General features: G+C 53.1%; 19 protein-coding genes and 1 pseudogene. 3 read left to right on the top strand and 17 right to left on the bottom strand.

Features of this window, described 5'->3' with window-relative positions; translation table 11 throughout:
- Window positions 1-64: 64 nt before the first annotated feature.
- The 5 genes from B5G43_RS01015 to B5G43_RS00995 all read right to left on the bottom strand — a co-directional run bounded on the left by B5G43_RS01015 (window position 65) and on the right by B5G43_RS00995 (window position 5,863).
- Entirely contained in the window at window positions 65-2,719 is a 2,655-nt protein-coding gene (locus B5G43_RS01015; RefSeq protein WP_087258023.1) for an ABC transporter permease, read from the bottom strand.
- 13 nt (window positions 2,720-2,732) lie between these two features.
- Window positions 2,733-3,401, bottom strand: coding sequence for an ABC transporter ATP-binding protein (locus B5G43_RS01010; protein WP_087258020.1), 669 nt, complete (start codon window positions 3,399-3,401; stop codon window positions 2,733-2,735).
- Window positions 3,402-3,521: 120 nt separating this feature from the next.
- The gene (locus B5G43_RS01005) at window positions 3,522-4,253 is read right to left on the bottom strand and encodes a class I SAM-dependent methyltransferase (RefSeq protein WP_087258017.1); all 732 of its coding nucleotides are present in this window, start codon (window positions 4,251-4,253) and stop codon (window positions 3,522-3,524) included.
- A gap of 27 nt (window positions 4,254-4,280) precedes the next feature.
- The gene (locus B5G43_RS01000; protein ID WP_087258015.1) at window positions 4,281-5,183 is read right to left on the bottom strand and encodes a HAMP domain-containing sensor histidine kinase; all 903 of its coding nucleotides are present in this window, start codon (window positions 5,181-5,183) and stop codon (window positions 4,281-4,283) included.
- Window positions 5,180-5,863: a response regulator transcription factor gene (locus B5G43_RS00995; RefSeq protein ID WP_087258012.1), complete on the bottom strand. Its 684-nt coding sequence runs from the start codon at window positions 5,861-5,863 to the stop codon at window positions 5,180-5,182. The genes B5G43_RS01000 and B5G43_RS00995 overlap by 4 nt, the downstream gene beginning before the upstream one ends.
- A gap of 466 nt (window positions 5,864-6,329) precedes the next feature.
- On the opposite strand from B5G43_RS00995, the gene B5G43_RS00990 reads away from it, so the two are divergent.
- The gene (locus B5G43_RS00990) at window positions 6,330-7,088 is read left to right on the top strand and encodes a MerR family transcriptional regulator (protein ID WP_087258008.1); all 759 of its coding nucleotides are present in this window, start codon (window positions 6,330-6,332) and stop codon (window positions 7,086-7,088) included.
- 50 nt (window positions 7,089-7,138) lie between these two features.
- Here B5G43_RS00990 and B5G43_RS00985 read toward each other — a convergent pair whose 3' ends face one another.
- From B5G43_RS00985 to B5G43_RS00955, 7 genes and pseudogenes are all read right to left on the bottom strand, one after another.
- Entirely contained in the window at window positions 7,139-7,996 is an 858-nt protein-coding gene (locus tag B5G43_RS00985; protein ID WP_087258005.1) for an AraC family transcriptional regulator, read from the bottom strand.
- A gap of 188 nt (window positions 7,997-8,184) precedes the next feature.
- Window positions 8,185-8,580, bottom strand: coding sequence for an SRPBCC family protein (locus B5G43_RS00980; RefSeq protein ID WP_087258002.1), 396 nt, complete (start codon window positions 8,578-8,580; stop codon window positions 8,185-8,187).
- A 13-nt stretch (window positions 8,581-8,593) separates the two neighbouring features.
- Entirely contained in the window at window positions 8,594-9,022 is a 429-nt protein-coding gene (locus tag B5G43_RS00975; protein ID WP_087258391.1) for a nuclear transport factor 2 family protein, read from the bottom strand.
- A 39-nt stretch (window positions 9,023-9,061) separates the two neighbouring features.
- Window positions 9,062-9,523: pseudogene (locus tag B5G43_RS00970) on the bottom strand (GNAT family N-acetyltransferase); the annotation flags it as partial.
- 8 nt (window positions 9,524-9,531) lie between these two features.
- Complete coding sequence (locus B5G43_RS00965) at window positions 9,532-10,167, bottom strand: GyrI-like domain-containing protein (RefSeq protein WP_087257999.1); 636 nt, start codon at window positions 10,165-10,167, stop codon at window positions 9,532-9,534.
- Between the two features lie 2 nt (window positions 10,168-10,169).
- Window positions 10,170-10,493 carry a TfoX/Sxy family protein gene (locus tag B5G43_RS00960; protein WP_087257994.1) on the bottom strand — a complete coding sequence of 108 codons (324 nt, stop codon included), beginning with the start codon at window positions 10,491-10,493 and terminating at the stop codon, window positions 10,170-10,172.
- A gap of 1 nt (window position 10,494) precedes the next feature.
- Window positions 10,495-11,403, bottom strand: a complete 909-nt coding sequence (locus tag B5G43_RS00955; RefSeq protein WP_087258388.1) for a YafY family protein — start codon at window positions 11,401-11,403, stop codon at window positions 10,495-10,497.
- A 163-nt stretch (window positions 11,404-11,566) separates the two neighbouring features.
- Between B5G43_RS00955 and B5G43_RS00950 the strand changes: the two genes are divergently transcribed.
- Together B5G43_RS00950 and B5G43_RS00945 are read left to right on the top strand one after the other, a co-directional pair.
- Complete coding sequence (locus B5G43_RS00950) at window positions 11,567-12,316, top strand: GNAT family N-acetyltransferase (protein ID WP_087258385.1); 750 nt, start codon at window positions 11,567-11,569, stop codon at window positions 12,314-12,316.
- A 9-nt stretch (window positions 12,317-12,325) separates the two neighbouring features.
- Entirely contained in the window at window positions 12,326-12,769 is a 444-nt protein-coding gene (locus tag B5G43_RS00945; RefSeq protein WP_087257991.1) for a GNAT family N-acetyltransferase, read from the top strand.
- A gap of 111 nt (window positions 12,770-12,880) precedes the next feature.
- Here the strand turns inward: B5G43_RS00945 and B5G43_RS00940 are convergent, their stop codons facing one another.
- The 5 genes from B5G43_RS00940 to B5G43_RS16945 all read right to left on the bottom strand — a co-directional run bounded on the left by B5G43_RS00940 (window position 12,881) and on the right by B5G43_RS16945 (window position 20,266).
- Window positions 12,881-13,291, bottom strand: a complete 411-nt coding sequence (locus B5G43_RS00940; RefSeq protein WP_087257988.1) for a TIGR04076 family protein — start codon at window positions 13,289-13,291, stop codon at window positions 12,881-12,883.
- A gap of 417 nt (window positions 13,292-13,708) precedes the next feature.
- Window positions 13,709-14,407, bottom strand: a complete 699-nt coding sequence (locus B5G43_RS00935) for a hypothetical protein (RefSeq protein ID WP_143382812.1) — start codon at window positions 14,405-14,407, stop codon at window positions 13,709-13,711.
- Between the two features lie 89 nt (window positions 14,408-14,496).
- Window positions 14,497-17,046 carry an SNF2-related protein gene (locus B5G43_RS00930; RefSeq protein ID WP_242960411.1) on the bottom strand — a complete coding sequence of 850 codons (2,550 nt, stop codon included), beginning with the start codon at window positions 17,044-17,046 and terminating at the stop codon, window positions 14,497-14,499.
- Between the two features lie 17 nt (window positions 17,047-17,063).
- Window positions 17,064-18,281: a ParB/RepB/Spo0J family partition protein gene (locus tag B5G43_RS00925; RefSeq protein ID WP_087257979.1), complete on the bottom strand. Its 1,218-nt coding sequence runs from the start codon at window positions 18,279-18,281 to the stop codon at window positions 17,064-17,066.
- Window positions 18,282-18,283: 2 nt separating this feature from the next.
- A complete protein-coding gene (locus tag B5G43_RS16945) occupies window positions 18,284-20,266 on the bottom strand; it encodes a hypothetical protein (protein WP_143382811.1) in 1,983 nt (660 codons plus the stop codon).
- Window positions 20,267-20,277 lie beyond the last annotated feature (11 nt).

The following is a 20,277-nucleotide window of genomic DNA, read 5'->3' as shown; positions in this document are numbered from 1 at the left end:
GAATGGAAACAAGCCAACCGCAAGTAAACGCTGCGTGCAGTTGGCTTGTTTGGGGCTTTGTCTTTTATTCCTGCCGCAGGCGCTCAACCACGGAAAAACGCTGGGTGGCGCGGCAGCTGAGCACTGGGATGAGGACACCCAGGGCACCGAACAGAGGCAGCACCACGACAATGGGCCAGATGGTAAAGCGGTAGGTGAAAAACCAAATGAACCCATTGAGCCCGGGACCCACAAAGGGGGCCGTTGCCACGATCAGCACCAGGGCCAAAAGGGCCGCGCCCAGAGTATAGAGCAGCCCCTCCAGGGCCAGCATGGTCTGCAGCTGCCGCCCCGTCATACCGATGGACTGGAGCACGGCCAACTCCCGGCGGCGGGCGGTGATGCCCGTGAGGATGGCGTTGAAGAAATTGAGCACACCCACCAGCCCGACGATGAAGCTGAGAGCGCTCCCCAGCAGGAGGAACATGCTCCGGGTGCTCTCAAATTCCCCGGCATAGGTGGCCTTGCTCTCGTAGTCAAACTGAGGGTTCTCATTCTCTGTGTAGTCCTTGAGAAAGGCTTCCATGGCGGCGTTGGCCTCGTCCGTGGTATCGAAGGCATAGTACATGACAGAGTCGGTGCCCGTATCCCGGATAAAAGTCTCCGCCCCCATAACGAACTCGTCGGCGCCGTAGTAGCGGTAGCTCAGGGCGGACGGCACCGTCACCAGAGCGGACACGGTGTAATCCACATCCCGGTACTTGATCGCCCGCTCGGTGTAAGGGGCGCCTTCGGGAACATTCTCCAAAGAACCGTAAACCTCGCCGGTGTTTGGATTATAGTATTCAAACTCCTCCACATAGCGGATGGTCACCGTATCCCCCAGCCGGGCCCAATGACTGCTCAGCTCCGGGTTACCGTAGTCATCGGTGCTGTACACAGCGGCAATGTAGTTCCCGTCAGGGGCGTTTAGTTTGGAGAGATCCCCTTCCAGCACCGTCAGATGGCTGAGCGCAAAGGGCTCCATGCCGTAGAGCTGTACCCGATCCGCCAGAAGGCCGCCCTCAGTGCGATCTTGGAAGGCTACCATGCTGTCCAGCTGTTCTTGGGTGTTCCAGCGTCCCCACATAGAGCGATAGTATTCCTCAGTGACGAACTCCAGGGCCGGAGCGGTCTTGCCGTACACGCGGCCGCTCCTGGTGATGCCGCCCTGGGCATCCACGGCGGCGATGACCTCTTCCGGCACCCCCATCTCGTCGCTGAAGCCGTCCCCGCCGGTCTGGAATTGGCCCGCATCGGCCAGGATAAAGTCGCTGGCGGTGAAGCTGGACACATATTTGTCCATGTCAAAGCCGTTGGTGAAGGTCACGGTCAGGGTCAGCAGCACCACGGCCAGGGTCAGGGACAGCACAGTGAGGAAGGTCTTACCCCCGCTGCGGCCAAGATTGGCCCAGGCCATGGAGAAAAGGGAGACCCCCTTGCCCGCTCGCCTGGACTTCTGTTTCAGCGCCTTTCCCTCGGTATAGCGCACCGCTTCCACCGGAGAGACCTTGCCTGCCAGGCGGCCAGGGCGGCGGCAGGAGATGAGTACCGTCACCAGGGCAAAGAGGGCCGAGCCCACAAAGAGAAGAGGGCTTACCGAGACCACACTGGTCACTCCATCCAGCCGTGCGACAATGACGGGAGTGAGCACGCCGCCCAGCAACCAGCCCAGCAGCAGTCCAATGGGAATGCCGACGAGGGAGAGAAGCAGCGCCTGGGTGCGGATGATCCGCCGAAGCTGTCGGGGCGTGGTGCCGATGGTTTTCAGCAGGCCGTAGAAGCGGATATCCCCCGCCACGGAGATCTGAAACACATTGTAAATGATGAGGTACCCGGTGAGCAGAATGAGAGCCAACACCCCCACGATGATAGCCACCACGGTGGGGTCCAGCTTATCGGAGAGCTGCGCCCCGGTGTAACCCCAGTTGACGCCGGTGGAAATATAGGTTTCTCCCGGTGTCTCCGACTGATAGCCGTGGTTGGCTAAAATCTCCTCCAGGTCAGAGGCAATGGAGCGGGCGCCATGCTTCAGCATCACATCCAGGTTCCAGCTGCCGGTCATGCCGTCGCTGCCCGGCGGGGTGACGCCCACTTCTGCCAGGATAGCGTCCGCCCGGCTTTCGGGAATGAGGATATCATTTGCCACCACCGCCTCGTCATACTCCCACCAGCCGCTTAAAGTGAAGGCCTGGGTGGTGGTATGGCCGTCCACCTCAAAGGTGACGGTGAATTTTGCACCGATCTCCGGCTCCACCCCCAGCAGTTCCAGCACATGGGTGTCGGTGGCCGCCTCGTCGGTACCCTCCCGGGGGAGGCGGCCCTCCACCGGGTCGCAGTAGCCCCAGTGGGCCTGGTTGGCGTCGGAGTAACCGATCTCCACATGGGATTTGTTGAAGGGCACCTCTGTGGGCATCCCCACGAACCGCCGAAGGCCCCAGGACTCGATGAGAGGATCGTCCTTCAACTCCTCAAACTGTTCCTCGGTGAGGTATTTGAAGGTGCTATGGGCCCAGCCTCCCGCCTGGCGGAAGTTGTTCTGCTGGATTCCCTCGTTGATGGAGAGGGCAATGGTAAAGAGAGAGGTGAAAAGCACCGCTGTCAGGGCGATGGCCAGTACCGCCACCAGATTGCGAGTGCGGCTGGCCAGAAGGGCACGGAAACTCAGACGGCGGATGCAGCCCCGGTTGGAGACTTTCATCATGATCTCCTCCTTACCGCGCCACGATCCGTCCGTCCTCGATGCGGACGATCCGGTCGGCCATCTGGGCAATCTCCTCGTTATGGGTGATCATCACCATGGTCTGGGCGAACTTCTGCCCGGTCACCTTCATCAGGCTGAGCACATCCTGGCTGGTTTTGCTGTCCAGATTGCCGGTGGGCTCATCGGCCAGAAGAATGGCGGGCTTGGTGGCCAGGGCCCGGGCGATGGCTACCCGCTGCTGCTGGCCTCCGGAGAGCTGGTTGGGGAGATTGGTGAGTTTCTTTTCCAGCCCCAGGGTGGCGATAACCTCCTGCACATAGGCCTCATCCACCTTGCCCCCATCCAGCTCCACGGGCAGGACAATGTTCTCCCATACACTAAGCACCGGCACCAGATTGTAGGACTGGAACACGAAGCCGATCTTCCGGCGGCGGAAGATGGTCAGGGCCTCGTCCTTCAGGGCGAAGATGTCTCTGCCGTCTACGGCGACGGTGCCGGAAGTGGGGCGGTCCAGCCCGCCCAGCATGTGAAGCAGCGTGGACTTGCCGGAGCCGGAGGTGCCCACTATGGCTACAAACTCGCCCTGTTCGATACTCAGGTCCACGCCGTCCAGAGCCTTTACCTGGGTGTCCCCGGCGCCGTAGTATTTTTTCAGATCATGAGTCTCAAGAATCGTCATACGATATTCCTCCAAAGAAAAAGTCTGTACCGTCTTTTGACAATACAGACTTTAGCATGGAAATCTGTCCTGGTACTTTCGAGAATATGACAGTTTTGAAAGAAGTTTTGTCCGGCTCCGTCAATGTGCCGCTCTGGCCCGCACCAACAGCATCATGGGCCGGCGCAGCTCATCCCGCATACCAGGAATGTCCAGCATTTCCGCAGAAGGCTTCGCCTCTTCCACCGCTTCCAAGACAAATCCGCTGCGAAGCAGTCCCATCAGGATTTGGGTGAGCGTATGGTGCTGCTTGCGGACCTCGCAGCCCAGGAAGTGGGTGATGCGCTCCCCGGGCATGAAATACTGATCGATGGGCCAGTACAGCGGCGTGCCATCTTTCCCGTAGGCCCAATCCTGTCCCACACCTGCCGTAAAGACAGGGTGCTCGATGTTGAACAAAAAGATTCCATCCTTTTTCAGTGTCCGATGGACTTTTTCAAAAATGGCGTTCAGGTCCTCAACGTAATGCAGCGCCAGGTTGGAAACCACGCAGTCCCATGCGGCCTCCGGATATTCATATTCCTCGATCCCGCACACGCGATAGAGAATCCCTTCCCCATCGTTGCGCCGCTTGGCCTCCTCGATCATTTTCTGACTTAGATCGATGCCCAGCACCCGCCGGGCGCCCTGCTCCACGGCAAACTTGCAGTGCCACCCATAGCCGCAGCCCAGATCCAATACGTCCTTTCCCTCTAAGTGCGGGAAAAGGGGCTTGAGCTGGTGCCACTCTCCCGCCGCGGAAAGCCCTTCCCGGCTGCGGGACATCTGTGCGTATTGCTGGAAAAGATCTTCGTTTTCATATTCATTTCTCACAGTATATTCCTCCTGTGTGCTGCTTTTCTATGTCTCTCGGGGGATATAGAGAGAAAATGCGCTTCCCTTTCCGGGCGTGCTCTCCACCTTCACATAACCGCCCTGCTTCTCCGCGATCTGTCTGGTGAGATAGAGGCCGATGCCCACGCCATCGGCCTGATAAGCACCGGGAGCACGGTAAAAGCGCCCGAAAATTTTGGCCTGCTCCACCTCGGAGATGCCCGGTCCGGTGTCGCTCACCCGAATGGCGGAGAACAGCTCAAAGTTTCTGACCTCCACGGTTACCGCTCCGCCGGCGGGCGTGTATTTCACGGCGTTGTCCAGCAGGTTGCACACCGCCTCCTCCGTCCACTTGGGGTCAAAGACAGCGGAGCCTGAATGCGCTCCACGGGTCAGGGCAATGTCACGCTCCGCCGCCTTGGGGGCATACTGGGCGGCGGCCCGCTCCACTACCCGGGTAATCTCGCTGGGCTGGGGGTGGAGGGCCAGGATCCCCGTTTCCAGCCGGGAGGTCTTGACCAATGCCTCGATGAGGGTCTGGAGCTTTTCCGCCTGGGCGGAGATGGCGGCGGCACAGTCCTTTCCCTGGGGGGTGAGAGGCTGCTCCGAGAGCAGCTGGGCATAGAGCTGCAGATTGGCCACCGGGGTTTTGGTCTGGTGGGAGATGTCGGAGATCAGGGTGCTGATCTGGTCCTTCTGCTCCCGCACGTTTCGCTCCGACAGGGCGCTGGCCGTCAGGTACCGGGCCAATCGGCTCTCCAGTGCGGAGAGTCGGCTTTCGTCAAAATTCTGTTCGGAAAAGCTGCCATTCATGGCGGCGGTGAGCATCTCGTCCAGCTGCCGAATTGTGCGGGCAGTGTGCCACCGGTCATAGGCGACCACAGCCAGGGCCAGCAACAGGGCCACGCCCGCGATCATATATCCCGTCATGGTTTCACCGCCCAGGTGTAGCCGATGCCGTACACCGTTTTTAGATATTCCGGCTTGGCTGGATCGGCCTCAAGTTTGTTCCGCAGCCGCTTGACCGTGACGGACAGGGCATTTTCCTCCACAAATTCCGCGCCGTCCGTCCATACCCGGTCCACCAGCGTGGCTCGAGGTACAGCATGTCCCCGATTTTCCACCAGTACCCGCAGAAGGCGTTGCTCCGTTTTACTCAGTTCCACGGACACCCCGTCCCGGCGGAAGTCCATTCGGTCAAAATCGAAGGTGAAGGGGCCTATGGATATCGTTTGAGAAACTGTGGGAGCGCCCCGCCGGAGCTGGGCATTCACTCTGGCCCGGAGGACCGCCAGGGAGAAGGGCTTGGTAATGTAGTCGTCCGCCCCGGCCTCCAGCCCGGTGACCTCGTCCAGCTCCAGATCATTGGCGGTGAGCAGAATCACCGGCGTGGAGTCCCCATTCGTACGCACCTGACGCAGCAGGTCCAGGCCGCTGCCGTCGGGAAGATTCACATCCAGAATCAGCAGGTCAAAGCGCTCCTCCGCCAGTGTTTCCCGGGCCAGGGTCAAGGTGGAACGGCAGGTGACGGATGTATCCGTCCCTGTCAGAGCCATGGCGATTCCATGTCCCAGGGTCTCGTCATCCTCTAAAAGAAAAATGTGTTTCATATTTGGTCCTCACTGTTTGAGCTTCCATTCTGTTTACGATGTTTCATTATACCACAAGTTTCGGCTCTAGAATATGAGGGTCGGTTGCCCACAATCATGAGCTATGCTATGATAAGGGATACTTACCACGGCCAACCAAACCGGACTTCACAAACAGAATGAAGAACGACATGAGAGAAGTAGATCTACAAAGCACCTCGGATGTGACGGCCCTGGTACACCTGAGCCGGTAGCGGGGTATGGGATCGACAGCGTAGTGAACATCTACGCCGGGTGCTACAACAACCCCTTCCTCATCTGGGGCAAGTACCAGAACAAGTGGCTGCGAGCCGCCTGGCCGGTATGGACGGCATTCCGGCGGCGGTATTTCTGGAGCGGCTGCAGCGGGAAATCAAAGAAATTTAGCGTTTCCCCTTGACTTTGACGCTCCGTCAACTGATACCCTTAGTTCCAGGGAGGGATGTTTATGGAGTATTCCATTCAGGAGCTGTCGCGCCTGTCCGGGGTGACCACCCGCACCCTGCGCTGGTACGACCAGATCGGCCTGCTGAAACCCAGCCGGGTGGCGGAGAGCGGCTACCGCTACTATGGCCGGGCGGAGGTGGACCGACTGCAGGACATTCTCTATTACCGGGCCCTCGGGGTGGAGCTGGCCCGCATCAAGGGATGTCTGGACGATCCCTCCTTTGACCGTCTGGCCGCCCTGAGAAGCCATTTGGCCGCTTTGGAGGCGAAACAGGAGCGGCTGGAACAGCTCATCCGGTCGGTGAAAGACACCATCGGAGCGGAAGAAAGGAACGAGATCATGAGCGACGAGCAGAAATTTGAGGCGTTCAAGCAGCGCACAGTAGCCCATAATGAGGAAGTTTACGGAGCGGAGATCCGCGCCAAATACGGCGCCCAAGAAGTGGACGAGGCCAATGCCGCGGTGATGCATCTGACCCGGGAACAGTATCAGGAGTGGACGGATCTGGGCCGGGAGATCCAGGAGCGTCTGGAGGCTGCCGTCCAGGCTGGGCTGTCCCCGGAGGGGGAGGAGGGCAAGGAAATCACCGCCCTCCACCGCCGGTGGCTCACCATCACCGGAAACCAATATGACCCGGCTAAGCACCGAGGGATCGCGGAGCTCTATGTGATGGACGAGCGGTTCACCGCCTACTATGACAAGAAGGTGCTAGGCTGTGCCCGTTTTCTGCGGGATGCCGTGGTTTATTGGGTAAAGTGAGGACGAAACAGGCCCCCGGCTATTCGCCGGGGGCCTGTCTTGTCTGCTGCTTACTTTTTTTCCACGGGGATCCAGATCTCGCAGTAGTAGTCCTGATCCTGGGTGCCGTCCTCAAACTTGCTGGCGTCGCTGTACAGCTCCACATTGATACCGGCCGCGATCTTGTAGTCGGGGTTCGTGGGCAGCCACTGGGAGAAAATCTGCTGGTTCAGGCCCTGGAGCGCCTGGGGCATCCGGCCGGTGCAGGGGAACACCGCCCAGGTATGGGCCGGGATGGTGCGGGTGGTGAAGCCGTCCGGGATCCCCTTGGCGGGATCGTAGTTGTCAGCGATGAGATATTCAAACTCATTGCCGCCCATGCTCTCGTCCAGGTTGATGCCGTACATGCCGCACACCACCTTGCCGCCGCCTGCGGCGAAGTGCTCTGCCCAGAACTGGGGGACCTGGGTCACCGCGTCCTCATACTTGAAGGTCTTTGCCCGGCAGAGCACCGTAAACGCCTCTTTTTTCATGATCTTGCAATCCATGTTTTGACCACCTTCCAATGTCACTTTGATCCGAAGCGGAGCAAAGGAACGGACCGCGCCCCCGCTTTTTCGCAGTGCGGCAGGTGTGAGGCCATGGAATCGGGTAAAGGCTTTGGTGAAGCTGTCCGGCGAATCGTAGCCGAACTCCAGCGCGATGTCGATGATTTTCCGGTCCGTCGTGAGGACCTCCAGCCCGGCGGCGGAGAGCCGGCGCTGGCGGATGTAGTCGCCCACCGTCATGCCGCACAGCATGGCAAAGCCCTTCTGAAAGTAAAAGGGGGATAAAGCCGCCTGCTGCGCAATTTCCCGGATGGTCAGCTCCTCCCGGAGATGTTCTTCGATATACTGGATCGCCTGATGAATGCTGGTTACCCAATCCATTGGTCACACCGCCCTTCTGTCCTTCAGCATATCGGAAAGCAGCGGACTCTGCCCGATTTTCCGTGCTCATATTTGTCCGGCGGCGCTGTCACAGCACGGATGTTGGAACTAACCTTCCGGAAAAAACTATGCTTTTTTGCGTCAGAAAAACATCGACCAGTGCTGCAAGCAACGCAAAATAACAAGCCTTATTCTTGCAGTTCTTTCCGCAAATCGTCCAGATACAGTCTCTGCTGCCGCTTCAGATAGCCGGGGACAAAGGGACGCATCCACCAGTGTTTGGCGCCCACGGTTTCGGTGCAATGGAGCCGTGTGCCGTCCTCCGCCGTTTCAAAGATCCCCTCCCAGAAGCCGGACATATTGCCGTTTTCCATGGTGAAGGCCCAGCGGCGAAGAGACTCACAGGCCGTGACGGTGAAGTTCGTGGCATAGCCGCTTTTGGTGTATTCCACAAAGTGGGTCTCGTCCAGCACCTCCACCCGTTTGAGATCACTGCGCCAGGCGGTATTCATGAGGTCGGTCACGGTCTGCCACACCTGCTCCACTGGACATGAGAAATGAATGGTCACCCTGGAAGTCGCCACACCAATACTCCTTTCAAAACCACAATGCCTGCTCCTCCCGGAATACCGGGGCGTTCCCCTGAGCATAGGGGTCATAGCGATTTTCATTGCAGCCGAATTCCTGTAAAAAGCAGATCTGTCCCGCCTCATTCCAGCGGATGAGGGAAAGGCCGTCAAAGCTCTGGACGGTGCCGTCCGCCATGACACACCGGAACGCCCACTCCACCACTGTCTGGTTTCCCCTGTGGAAATACTGCCGGATGTTCCAGCGCTCTACGGTGCCCCGGCTATTCCACTCATCAAACCACAGCTTGATCTTTCCGCTACCGCGGTACTCCGGCCCCCAGCTCTCGATGTAGACGGCATCTTGGGTGAAAAGCTCCTCAATGCCCGTATCCCGCTTGTCCAGCCACATGGAGAACCACTGCCGGATCTTGCTTTCCCGCTGCTTCTCTGCGTCCATATTCATATTTTCCTGTTGTCCCCCCTGGGTGCCGTCCCAAAGCATTAAATATTCTGTACCTCTCTCCGCCACGATACGGAATCCTGTCCGCTGGTAGAGGCGCAGGGCCGGGTTTTCCTTCTGGACGGAGAGGGATGCCTGCCGATACCCATTCTCCCAAAGCAGACGCAAAAGACCGTTCAGCAGCTGTGTCCCGGTGCCCTGTCCACGATACTCCGGCAGCAACGAGATGGCCAGAGAGGGGGTATCGTTGTCGATGTGGCCGTAGTCCTCCATCATGCGGCACCACGCCGCACCTATCACTTTTTTCTCAACCTCGGCTACCAGGCCGTGGTCGCCGGGTCTTGTGCCAAAGTCCGCAAGATAGACCTGCAGCTCTGGCAGATCCACTACCGACCGGGGCGGCGGCTCCACGCCTTCCGGGACATAGATGGCCTGATAGAGAAATTCCCGCAAAAGGTTATGTTCCTCCGGGCGCATTTCGCGAATAATGGTGTTCATCTCATTCCTCACTCTGCCCGCTTAATCGGTTGCCGGATGACGGTTTTCAGTTTTTCCGGTTTACACCGCCGCACATCGCTCAAATAGATCTCGTGATGGAACCGGTTCACCCCGAAATCTTCCTCATAGCCCTGCTGCCTGGCGTACTCCTTCATAGCCGTCACGGTGGCAGGCTCGTCGTCGTATGGGCCGATGTGCATACACTGGACGCACAGGCCCTCCTCCCAGGGGAAGAACTCCACCTTGGAGAAGTCTCGCTGTTTTTTCTCTTCGGTCTCCCGGACGGCCCAGCGGAAGGCATCTTCTGTTACAAACTCAAGCAGGCGGATGAGGGAGATCCACCGGAAATCCGCCTTGCGGGCGTAGTCTACACCCCGGGTATCCTCCTGCCACCACAAGCCTTCCAGAGGCGGCACCACATAGTCAAAGTAGCCCTCCAACTTGTGTTTTCCCAGTTTGCTCATTTTTATGGTATAAGCCACCGCATAGAGAAGTTCCAGGGCTTGCTTGTAGGCTCCGCCCTCCTCGTTGGGGTCGCCATGACCACGCACGGCCAGAAAGTTTATGGCAGGTACGGTGACGATGCCCGGTGTTTTGCGTGGTAGATAGAATTCCTTATACTCGTTTTTGTAGTCAAAGGCCATGGTCATTTCCTCCGCGTCTTTTGGGGCTTACTTTTCAGCGCCTCACAGGTCATGCGGGTCAGCTCAGTCATAAGTTCCCGGTTCTCCGCATCCTCCACCCAGATGTAGTCCTTTGCCCCCTCATAAGGCGGGACCTTAGGCAGATTGGGAAATGCCGCTTCACCTGCGGGAGTGACCTTGACAAAGAACTGATCGTCGCAGATAACAGCAAAGAACACATCGTCGCAGTAGAGGCCGTATTCGCCGAACATCTTTCGGATGCGAATGGCTCCAGCCTCCCGCATCTGTTCAGCCACATAGTCCACAAAGTCCTGATGAGAGGCCATATCAATTCCTCCTGTAACGGTCGGCCAGAGTTCTGGTCAATGCCCCAAGCTGATCCCGTAACTCCTCCGGTTCCAGCAGCTCTGCTTTATCCCCAAAGGTCAAAACCCAGCTGAGCACGCTGTCCGCATCGGGAAAACCTCCGGTAAAGCGCAGCCTACCGTCCGGCTCTGGGGTGAGCCGGTCCGCACCGTATTCCTCTACCAGTCGCCAGCGGCAAGCGGAATCAAAGAGCACGGTGACCTGATAGTGAATCGGAAATACCCGCTCCGGTTCCAAATCGGGCAGGGGCGCGGACCTGGGCTCAAAGAGGTCGCCGGTACGAAGCTGCGTCATGCGGTTCAATTTGAACAGGCGGAACGCCTTGCGGCTGCAGCACCAACCCCATACATACCAGGTGGACCAGTGAAACACCAGGTAATAGGGCTCCACAGTGCGCATTGATTCCCCCTTGGGGGAGAAGTAGGTAAAACAGATGGTGCGGTGCTGCTCAACGGCTCTCTGGATCAATTCAATTTTCGGCGGCAGGCTGGTTTTGTACCAGGAGGCGAGGTCAATGAGCATATGGGCGCCGCCGGGCACCAGCCCGCCCGTCCCGGCGGACAGTTTTTCCATCAACTGGGCGTAGCGCCGGGTGCCGCTGACGCTGTCCAGGCTCCTGAGGCCTGCCAGGATGGCCTGCATCTCCGGGGCGGTGAGCACCGTCCGGTCCACCCGGTATCCCTCCATGATGGAGATGCCGCCCCCCGCGCCCTGGGCGGTGGCGATGGGGATACCCGCCCGGCACAGAGACTCGATGTCCCGCTGGATGGTCCGTCGGGACACCTCAAACTGTTCTGCCAGCTCCGGGGCGGTGACCTTCTCCCGCTGAAGCAAAATGGACAAGATGCCGATGAGGCGCTCCATCTTCATTGAGTACACCGCCTTTCGCATTTCTGTCTGCATTATAGCATAGGAACCGGACAACTGTCTGTCGTGTTCCCCTTGCAAGAAAAACTTTTGCTGGGAGTTCCAGGATTGCCTTGCCGCGGAGGGCATGGTATCATGGAGACAGATTTTCCGGGAGGTAGCGGACATAGAGGATCAGTTTCTCACTCTGACGGAAGAAAATTTGGATCGGGAGCACATATGCTGCATCATCCGCAGCAAGAAGCCCCACCCCGGCGTGGAGGCCAAGCGGGTCTGGCTCCGGGAGCGGCTTCAGGAAGGTCATGTGTTCCGTAAGCTGGACGCCAAGGGTGTGGTGTTCATCGAGTACGCTCCGCTGGAGACCGCCTGGGTGCCGGTGGATGGGGATAACTACCTCTATATCTACTGCCTGTGGGTCACCGGGGAGTTCAAGGGCAAGGGCTACGGCAGGCAGCTGATGGAGTACTGCCTAGCCGACGCCAGGGCCAAAAGGAAGTCCGGCGTGTGTATGCTGGGGGCGGAAAAGCAGAAGGCCTGGCTCTCAGACCAGGCCTTTGCAGAGAAATATGGATTTGAAACGGTGGATATCACCCCGGACGGCTACCGGCTGCTGGCCCTCTCCTTTGACGGAACCAAGCCACGCTTCGGGAAGAACGCCAAACGGCAGGCGATCGAACCTCAGGAGTTGACCATCTATTACAGTTCCCAGTGTCCCTACATCCACCAGAGCGTGGAGCTGGTGCGGAAAACCTGCGAAGAACTGAAGGCACCCTGCACCCTCATTCCGGTGGACACTCTGGAGAAGGCCAAGTCCTTGCCCTGCGTGTTCAACAACTGGGCGGTATTCTATGGGGGAAAATTCGTGACGGTAAATCTGCTGGACGCAGCCGCGCTGAAGCGGCTTCTGAAACAATAAGGTGTGCCTATGGAAATCAGAAAAGTGGAGACGGACAAAAAGAGATATCTCGACTTACTGCTGCTGGCCGACGAGCAAGAGGATATGGTGGATCGCTATTTAGAGCGTGGGACCATGTATGTGCTGGAGGATGACGGTGTCAAGGCTGAATGCGTGGTAACCGACGAAGGAAACGGAATTCTGGAGCTGAAGAACCTCGCCGTGGAGCCTGGTTTCCAGGGCAGAGGCTACGGAAAAGCCATGGTGGAATTTCTCGTCCGGACATACGCGGGCCAGTATGTAACGATGCAGGTGGGCACTGGGGACAGCCCCTCCACCATCCCCTTTTATGAGACCTGCGGCTTTTACAGGCACCATCTGGTCAAAAACTTTTTCACCGACCACTACGACCACCCCATTTACGAGTGCGGGGTGCAGTTAGTGGACATGGTGTACCTGCAAAGAGAACTATGAGGAAGCGGAGCGCCCGTGTGAGCGCTCCGCTTTGCATTAAGTATCCCTGAAATAGACAGGGAGGGACAGTGTGCGCCACTTTGGGGGATGTTATGATGGCCTGTCCCTGATTCAGCCGGTGTAGGCATCCTCTGCCGTATTCTTGAAATTCTGCTTTTCCAGCCATTCCCGTTCCTCTTCGGTCTCGGGGATATCGATTCGCTCAATCTTGAAGATCACCGGCCGGGTCCCGTCGTTGCAGCAGGCGATCATCATCCGCTCATCATTGGTCCACTTGTGCATGATGGCCCCGCCCTGGAGGGCTGTGTAGACATACCGGCTGATGGCGTCCCATGCTTCCCCGCAGAATTTCCCGTTCATCAGGTGGTAAAAATCGTCCCGCTCAGCGGTACGCTTGAGCAAAAAGGTATCTCCCTTCTGAAAGCAGGGGCAGGGACCTGATTTGGGATCCGCAAGATACTTCTCCTGATACTCCGGAAACACTTTGGTCTCCAATACTGTAATTCTGCATTCGTGCTGCATGGTTTCACCCTCCTTGGTATTTCACATTCCGTCCGGTAGGACGGGGACTGACTGCCTTTTGTCCCCATTGTATCTGGGAAAGGCTCTGCTGGCAAGAGGATCAGATCGGGACATCAGGCATATCAGTTTTTAACAAGCTATATACAAAGAGGTATAATTATCTTTTTTATATTATTTCTAATACTTTATAGCCGTTTTTGCTCCATTCCGCTTACTCTTTGTCGCTCTTCGGATGGACTGTTTCCGTGTGCTCCGACCGGCACTGTGGCTGAACATGTGGTCAGAGTAATGCACTGGGATGCAGTTTGTAGCCACATCTTTCAGGATGGTTTTAGTACAGTGTTATCAAAGATAAGAGTTTTACCCAGACAGCAAAACAGTCCGACCTGTGAATCGCCACAGGTCGGACTGTCTTATTTAGTCAAAACCCTTGAAATAAGGATTTTGTGTTAAAAGCGTTTGAAGCCACTCTTTCAGCACCAATTCTCCAAACCAGTCACACGCCTCCAGTAGTTCCTCTTGGAGATCACCTGCATAGGCACTCTGGAACAACTGCCGGTTCAAGTGATCATCCTCTTTGAGTTGTGCCAGTAATTTGGGCTGGACAGTTTGATTTCGGCAGAGTTCGTACAGATCATTTTCCAGCAACTGTTCAGCAACTTCCGGCTTCTGGAGATGACGCTCTGCAGTGTCCAGCAGAAATTTCATCATCTGGATACCTACTTCCGGTTTCCACTCGCCGACTTTCCCCAGAAGTTCCATGGTATCCATATCTGAAAGTTCCTCTACCGTCCAGAATCGAACCGCCTCAGGAAAGGCGGCAACGAGCAGATCTCGGCAGGCCCACTCATTTTCTGAAAAGTCCCACCGACACACCATATCTTCCAATTCATTTGGGGAAAATTTACATAAAGACTCTTCTTCATCTGATTCCTCAGATGCGTCTGCCACCGTAATGGTCACCTTAACAGAAGGGGCGGTCGCCCGCATCAGCTTGGCCTTTTCTGAGGGCTGTAAAGAAGAAATACTGCCGAAATCTCCACACCAACCACACTCCCAGCGGCTGCCCCGAATCATCACAGGACTGCCGCAGTGTGGGCATCGAATTGTTGCCATACATGGTCTCCCCTTTATAAAGTCACTATGCTGGGCTGTGTCTCATATTACATTGGTTTTACCAAGATGATATTGGCGAGGAGCCTGAACTATAATTTAAGCCCCTTAAAAATAAGTTCCAAGTCTTCCTGTGCGGTGGTTGCAGACTCCAGACAATCTGTTTCAATAGCGTTAAGCATTGTTTGCTCTTTTTCATACAGACGAGTCAAAATTCGGGCGTCCAGAGAGAAGAGCTCATCAGCATCTGTGGCAAACTGCTCCTGCAGATAGTAATACTGCGTATATTGTCCATCCGGCAGCCCCAAACGGTGGATTCGGTCTTTGGACTGCAGCAGATGAACAAGGTTGTAACTGTATTCAAAATAGATCGCATCGTGGCAGGATTTATGCAGAGAGACGGATTCCGCCAGGGTATGCGGGTTAGTAATCAAGACATCCACATTTCCCTCTCGAAAGGCAGATACGATTTGCTGGCGGTCATCCATGCTGGTTTGACCATAGATGCATTCTACTCGAATGCCCTTTTTACGCAAGGTGCTGGCAATATGATTGATAGAATCCACAAAGATGCACCAGATAATGATTGGCTTCTTTTGCTTGACCAGTTTTTCCGCCAGAGATATACACGCACGGAACTTTGATGTGCTTCCGATAGAGTCGATGAGCCGCTTTACATCTTCCGAATAATCCACATAGTCGATGTCTGCCACATCAGCGGCGGAAATATCCAGAATATCTGCAAAGTCTTTTAATAGGTCGAGCTTTTCCAGCAGCATCGCAGGATTTGATTCCAGCTGCAGTAGGCGGACAATAAGTGCCAGCTTATTTTTCGCATATTTTAACTGCAGAATATGGAAAAGCTGATTCTCCGCCTCGTTTGCAGGCACTTCTTCAACGATATCCGGGTTTGCATCCGGGACTGCCAGCTGTTGTTTTGTTGTGCGGCAAAAGAACGGCTGAATCTTTTTGTTAATGAAATTGATATCATCTTGTGAGGGGGCTTTAAGTTGCTGTAGGGTAAATCCGAAAAATTCATCGTACTCGTTGTGGTACAAGATATTCAATAGGTTCCATATATCCGTATAGGAATTTGGAATCGGCGTACCGGTGAGCGCGATTATGTAGAACGCGTTTTCTGCTAACTCCAGAGCTTTACTGGCGTTGCTTCCGTCGAGAGCCTTTACTTTATGTACCTCATCGAAAACCAAAAGAGTTGAAGGCCCAATCAGTTTTTGGACTTCCGGAAGATAGGAACGCAGACAATCGTAATTCAGCAAGACGAGATTTGCGCCGCCGCTTTCGAATAAAAGAGCCGTTCGCTTTTCCTCGGGCGTTTTATAATCTTGAATGTTGAACACCTGAAGCGGAAGCTTGTTACCAAAGCACAGCTGGAATTCATCCTGCCACGAACCAAAGGCATTTTTGGGGCCGACCATCACAAGGCGACGGACAAAACCTTTGGCATGGAGGTATGCAAAAACACCCAAAACAGAAGCTGTCTTTCCGGAACCGGGGACAGAGAAGTTGCAGGCTTTTTTCATCGTGCACATGAAGAAAGAATCCCACATCTGTTTTTCACGAAGAGGTCTGCTGAAAGCGTCATCCACTACAGCTTTATATTCTTCATACTTTTCTATTACTTCCGGCTTGCGCTGCTTAATCGCAAGGCCAAGGTTTGCCCGTTTTTCTATATACAATTCTCTGTCGGCGATATATTTTCTGAGACGGGCAGTTACAAAAAAGCGGTATCCGCGTTTATCTGACTCGTTTTGCAGCAGACTGATAATGCGGTTAAATTGAGGATATTTCAGCGCATCCTTGAAGCAAATGTGTTCGTTTGTGCTTTTGGCAGCATCCACATACCGCTTCAGACGCATCTTATAGAAAGATGTGTTCCAGAGAAGATTCGGAATCCCCTTAAAATCCAAGGTTAATGTGCCGTCATAATCGAGGAGCATACATTCGTTTTCTAACTGAAGAGGATCGAAAATCAGCCGGCCTTTATTGTGCTTTTCCAGCTCCTGATAGACGAGAGAGTCCATTTCAAGAACGCAAACATTTTCGTCCTGATTGCTCCACAACTTTTCAAAAGTCTGCTGACTCTTGGTAATTTTGGAATAATCGAACGGTGACGCCTGCCAACTGCAGGTGATATCGAAAGCTTCATAGTTGGACTCAAAGGCAGCTGCGGTTTCGTTGTTGGACCCACGGAAACAGATGATATTTCCTTCTGCATCTTCGACGATTCCAAACTTGTCGTGGAAAATGCCTTCCTGGGTAAAAGCAACCTTGATGTCGATAACTCCAAGACCCACCAAATAAGCCAAATTGGATATGTTTCGTTCTTCCTCAAGTGAGAGCGTTTCCCGCATCCTGGAAACCAGTTCTTCTCTTAAGGAAGCCCGCAGCGCCAATCCCTCTTGAATCTGCAGATAGTCTTCTTTTTTGATCTCTGCGGACACAATAAGCCGCATGGTGCACCCATTTTGCGCAAAGCGCTCAAGACCCTTGGCGTAATTGGCAAGGGCCTTGGCAGAGAAATACGCTGTGGCACGGTCATAGCGTACGCTCTCGGCCAACACAGGAGAGTAGAACTGCTCTCCCAAATTATCCTCATAAGAGGAGTAGGTGGCCTGCAAAGATAAGTCCTTAAACATTAGACATCAAGTTCCCCTCTGATGCGGTTGAGCGCTTCTTGAATCTGGTCCAGCCGATTCCGAACATCATCCCTTTGCTCTTCGTTCAATTTCTTGAAGATATTGGTGTCAATGGTATCCAGCATCTCATATGCTTTCTCAGCCTGCTGTGCAGGACGATTGCGAGTGGCATCACCATCAGCCTTACTAACCCATTTTTCTGTAGAATGAGAAAATTCCTCTTTCAAGTCTTCTTGTGTACGAATCTTCTCGTTAATGACTTTGTCTGTAACAACCGGAGTTTCCTCCAAAATATCACAGACTTTTTCTGTCGTTCCCATTTGCTCTTCCAAGTACTCATCAAGGAATTTTGCGTTGGAAACAATCTTTTTGATTTTTCGCATATATCGGGTCATATCACCGTGAGGCTGCATCAGGAAATTCGCAAAGACGATATTCTTCAAATCCTCGCGTTTTTCTTCATCCTTGCACTGTTTGAGAATAATATTAAGCTCTTTCAGCGGGTCATTCAAATTCATTGTTCTGGCAAGGTGAAACTGTTTAGGCGCATTGATAAACTCCAAAAACTCCACCATTAGATTCGCCTTTTCAACTTCTCTCTGGATGTCGGTTTCAGACTGGTTAACACCATCTGCATACTCTTTAACAGTAAGAATTTTATTGTCAACAATGTCGTTGTAAATGCCTACGAGCCTATCGATGGGATTGTAGTCAACAGGTTTGTCAACTCCATGCTGAATCATTAGCTCCAACAATTTGATTTGCTTGGCATTATTTCGAATATCATGGTCAAGAATTACTGCTTCAAAGTACTGTGTTTTTCCGCTTTTCTTTTCAATGTTTCTGAGACATGTAAACCGCCGGTTTCCATCAATAATGCGGCCGTCAGTTAATACCACGCCAGCCTCTTGTTGCCCAATAAGTTCAATATTATTCTGCGTCTTTTTAATTGCTTCAGGATTGCTTTCCACAATAAATCCTTGAATAATATCGTTGTACTCCGGGTGCCCCAATGATTCCAAAGCAACGTCTGCATGCTCCGCCTTATACTGGCTAATCCAAGTCGCAATACGATCATTCTGGTCATTAAAATACAGCTGGTCGAGACGGATTTTATATACAGGGTACACCTGTGTATGATTATCTATAGAAAGCTTTTTTGTGCCCTGTGTAAGCATCACGGCTTTTGATTTAATGCCGTCAGTTAACAGATTCATTGTCAGACCTCCTCAAAGTATTCATCATAGTCTAAATATATTTTTTCGGAAATTGAATCATAGTACATCTGAGAATCAGAAACAAGAAAACGAATGTAAGACGGGGCAAGCGCAATTCCGTACTGTGTGCCAATTAGTTCAGATAAATCAAATATATCGATGCTCCTGACTTGAGAAACCAAGGATTCAATAAAATCCGATAAGGTCACATCTTGTTTTGATTTCCTGAACAAATATGTGCCCGCCACTTTTTTGCCCTGAATCTTTTTCCCTTGTTTCAGGACGGAGTAGTAAAAGGTGTCATCAAAGCCCAAATCATCAAGAGGGAATTCATATCCCTGGTCTCGCAGAAACTTTAATGTAAAATAGGCATCATCTTGTACGCGGTCACAAACCTCATCAATGAATTCATAGAGGTTCTTTTTATGAATGCCGTTACGTTTTAGATAGGCCAGACGAATAAACTTTTGCGGCAGGTATTCTATAATTTCAAATTTCGCTGCCTGCTTTTGCAAGGCTGTATAAATCTGTGGATTCTCCCACATCTCATTTGAAACATAAAATGTGTTTCCTGCCCATTCATTTTTCTCCAGGCACTCTATAAGGGAGCGATACTGACTGGAATATATGATTACATTGGTTTTCCGAAAGCCAATTTTACGCAGGTTTTCTGTAGATAGATACGCCTCATAATGCGCACCAACCTTGCTCCTAAAAATCTTTTGAACATCTTCTACGGTATACCAAGGCTTTGTTAATTTCTTTGCAATGGCTTGAATTTGTTTGTCCGTAATGCTTCTCGTCTGTAAATCGTAAACGCCATTGCGCAAATAAGGAGATATTTCTTTCAGAAGTTGTGTCTTCACCGTGGTGGCCTTCAAACCATACCGTCTCTCATATTCCTGCGCAAGTCTGTCGCCAGAGATCGGCGAAAGTTCTTTGAGAAGATTCAGTAACTGAGAAGTAGCATTCCCAGTACCAAAGACCAGGAACGGCGCTTTGGCAAAAGTGAGTTGATATTTTGCACAGATTTCTGGAAACTGCTTTAGAATTGTGATGAGTTCATACGGGCTTTGTATATCCGATTTTTCCATTTCCGCTACTGCATTTTTGTAGATTATCTCTGCTGATACATATTGGTTTCGATATTGCCAAAGCTTGAGCCGTTTTACCATTGCGCAATCTGTTCTTTCTTTTGATTGTCTAAAACGCAAGGCCCCAGCTTGTCCGAGAATTGTTCGGTTGCTGCCTGACAAGATGGAAATAAAACGATGCTTGCTTACAGTAAGGAAATCTGGTAACGGAGCGGCTTGGTCGAGAAAACTTACATACTCCAAAAATAAATCATCTTTTCCAACAGAAGTTTTATGCCGTTGTAATAGATATAGTCCAACACCTTCTACTGTGCAAGGAAGCACCGTGCCTTCCAGCAAAAGCCCTTCAGTTTTAATGGCGTTTATAGCTGCACTCCGCACTTGAGTTGGCTGTGAACTATCAAGCCGTATCTGACGCCAATCCAATTTGCCCTTCTTACAAATTTGAGATAAGTAAAGATAAGTGCTGACGGGCTGCGAAAAAATTGTGCAAAAACTATTTTGAGTGAAGCGATATTTACGAAATACATTTTTATAGGAATCCTCATCGATAGGACGCCGATTTCGCAAAAATAATTTGACAATTTGATGGACATTAGATCGTTGCTCACTTGGAATGTTTTGGCCTCTGAAAAAACACTCAAGAATGTTTCGGGTATCTTCTTCCTGCACCTGTTCAATCAATTGCATCAGATTATGAGGTGCTCCAATAATGCCTTGAGAAGTGTAATAAATAAGTTTTTCTTCAAATAGTTGCGAAAGAACATTGCCTATTTCTGCATCTGAGTACTTGTTTTGTAATACGAAATGGACAAGCTGAAAAAGGCTGACTGGCTGACTATGGGTTTGCAAATACTCGACAATTTTTACTTTTGCTTCTGACTGTTCCATAGGCAACACCT

The sequence above is a fragment of the Flavonifractor sp. An92 genome (genome assembly GCF_002159175.1).
Taxonomy (GTDB): Bacteria; Bacillota; Clostridia; order Oscillospirales; family Oscillospiraceae; genus Pseudoflavonifractor_A.
Note: the sequence above shows the minus strand (reverse complement) of the source record. Positions and strands in the feature narration are given on the sequence as shown.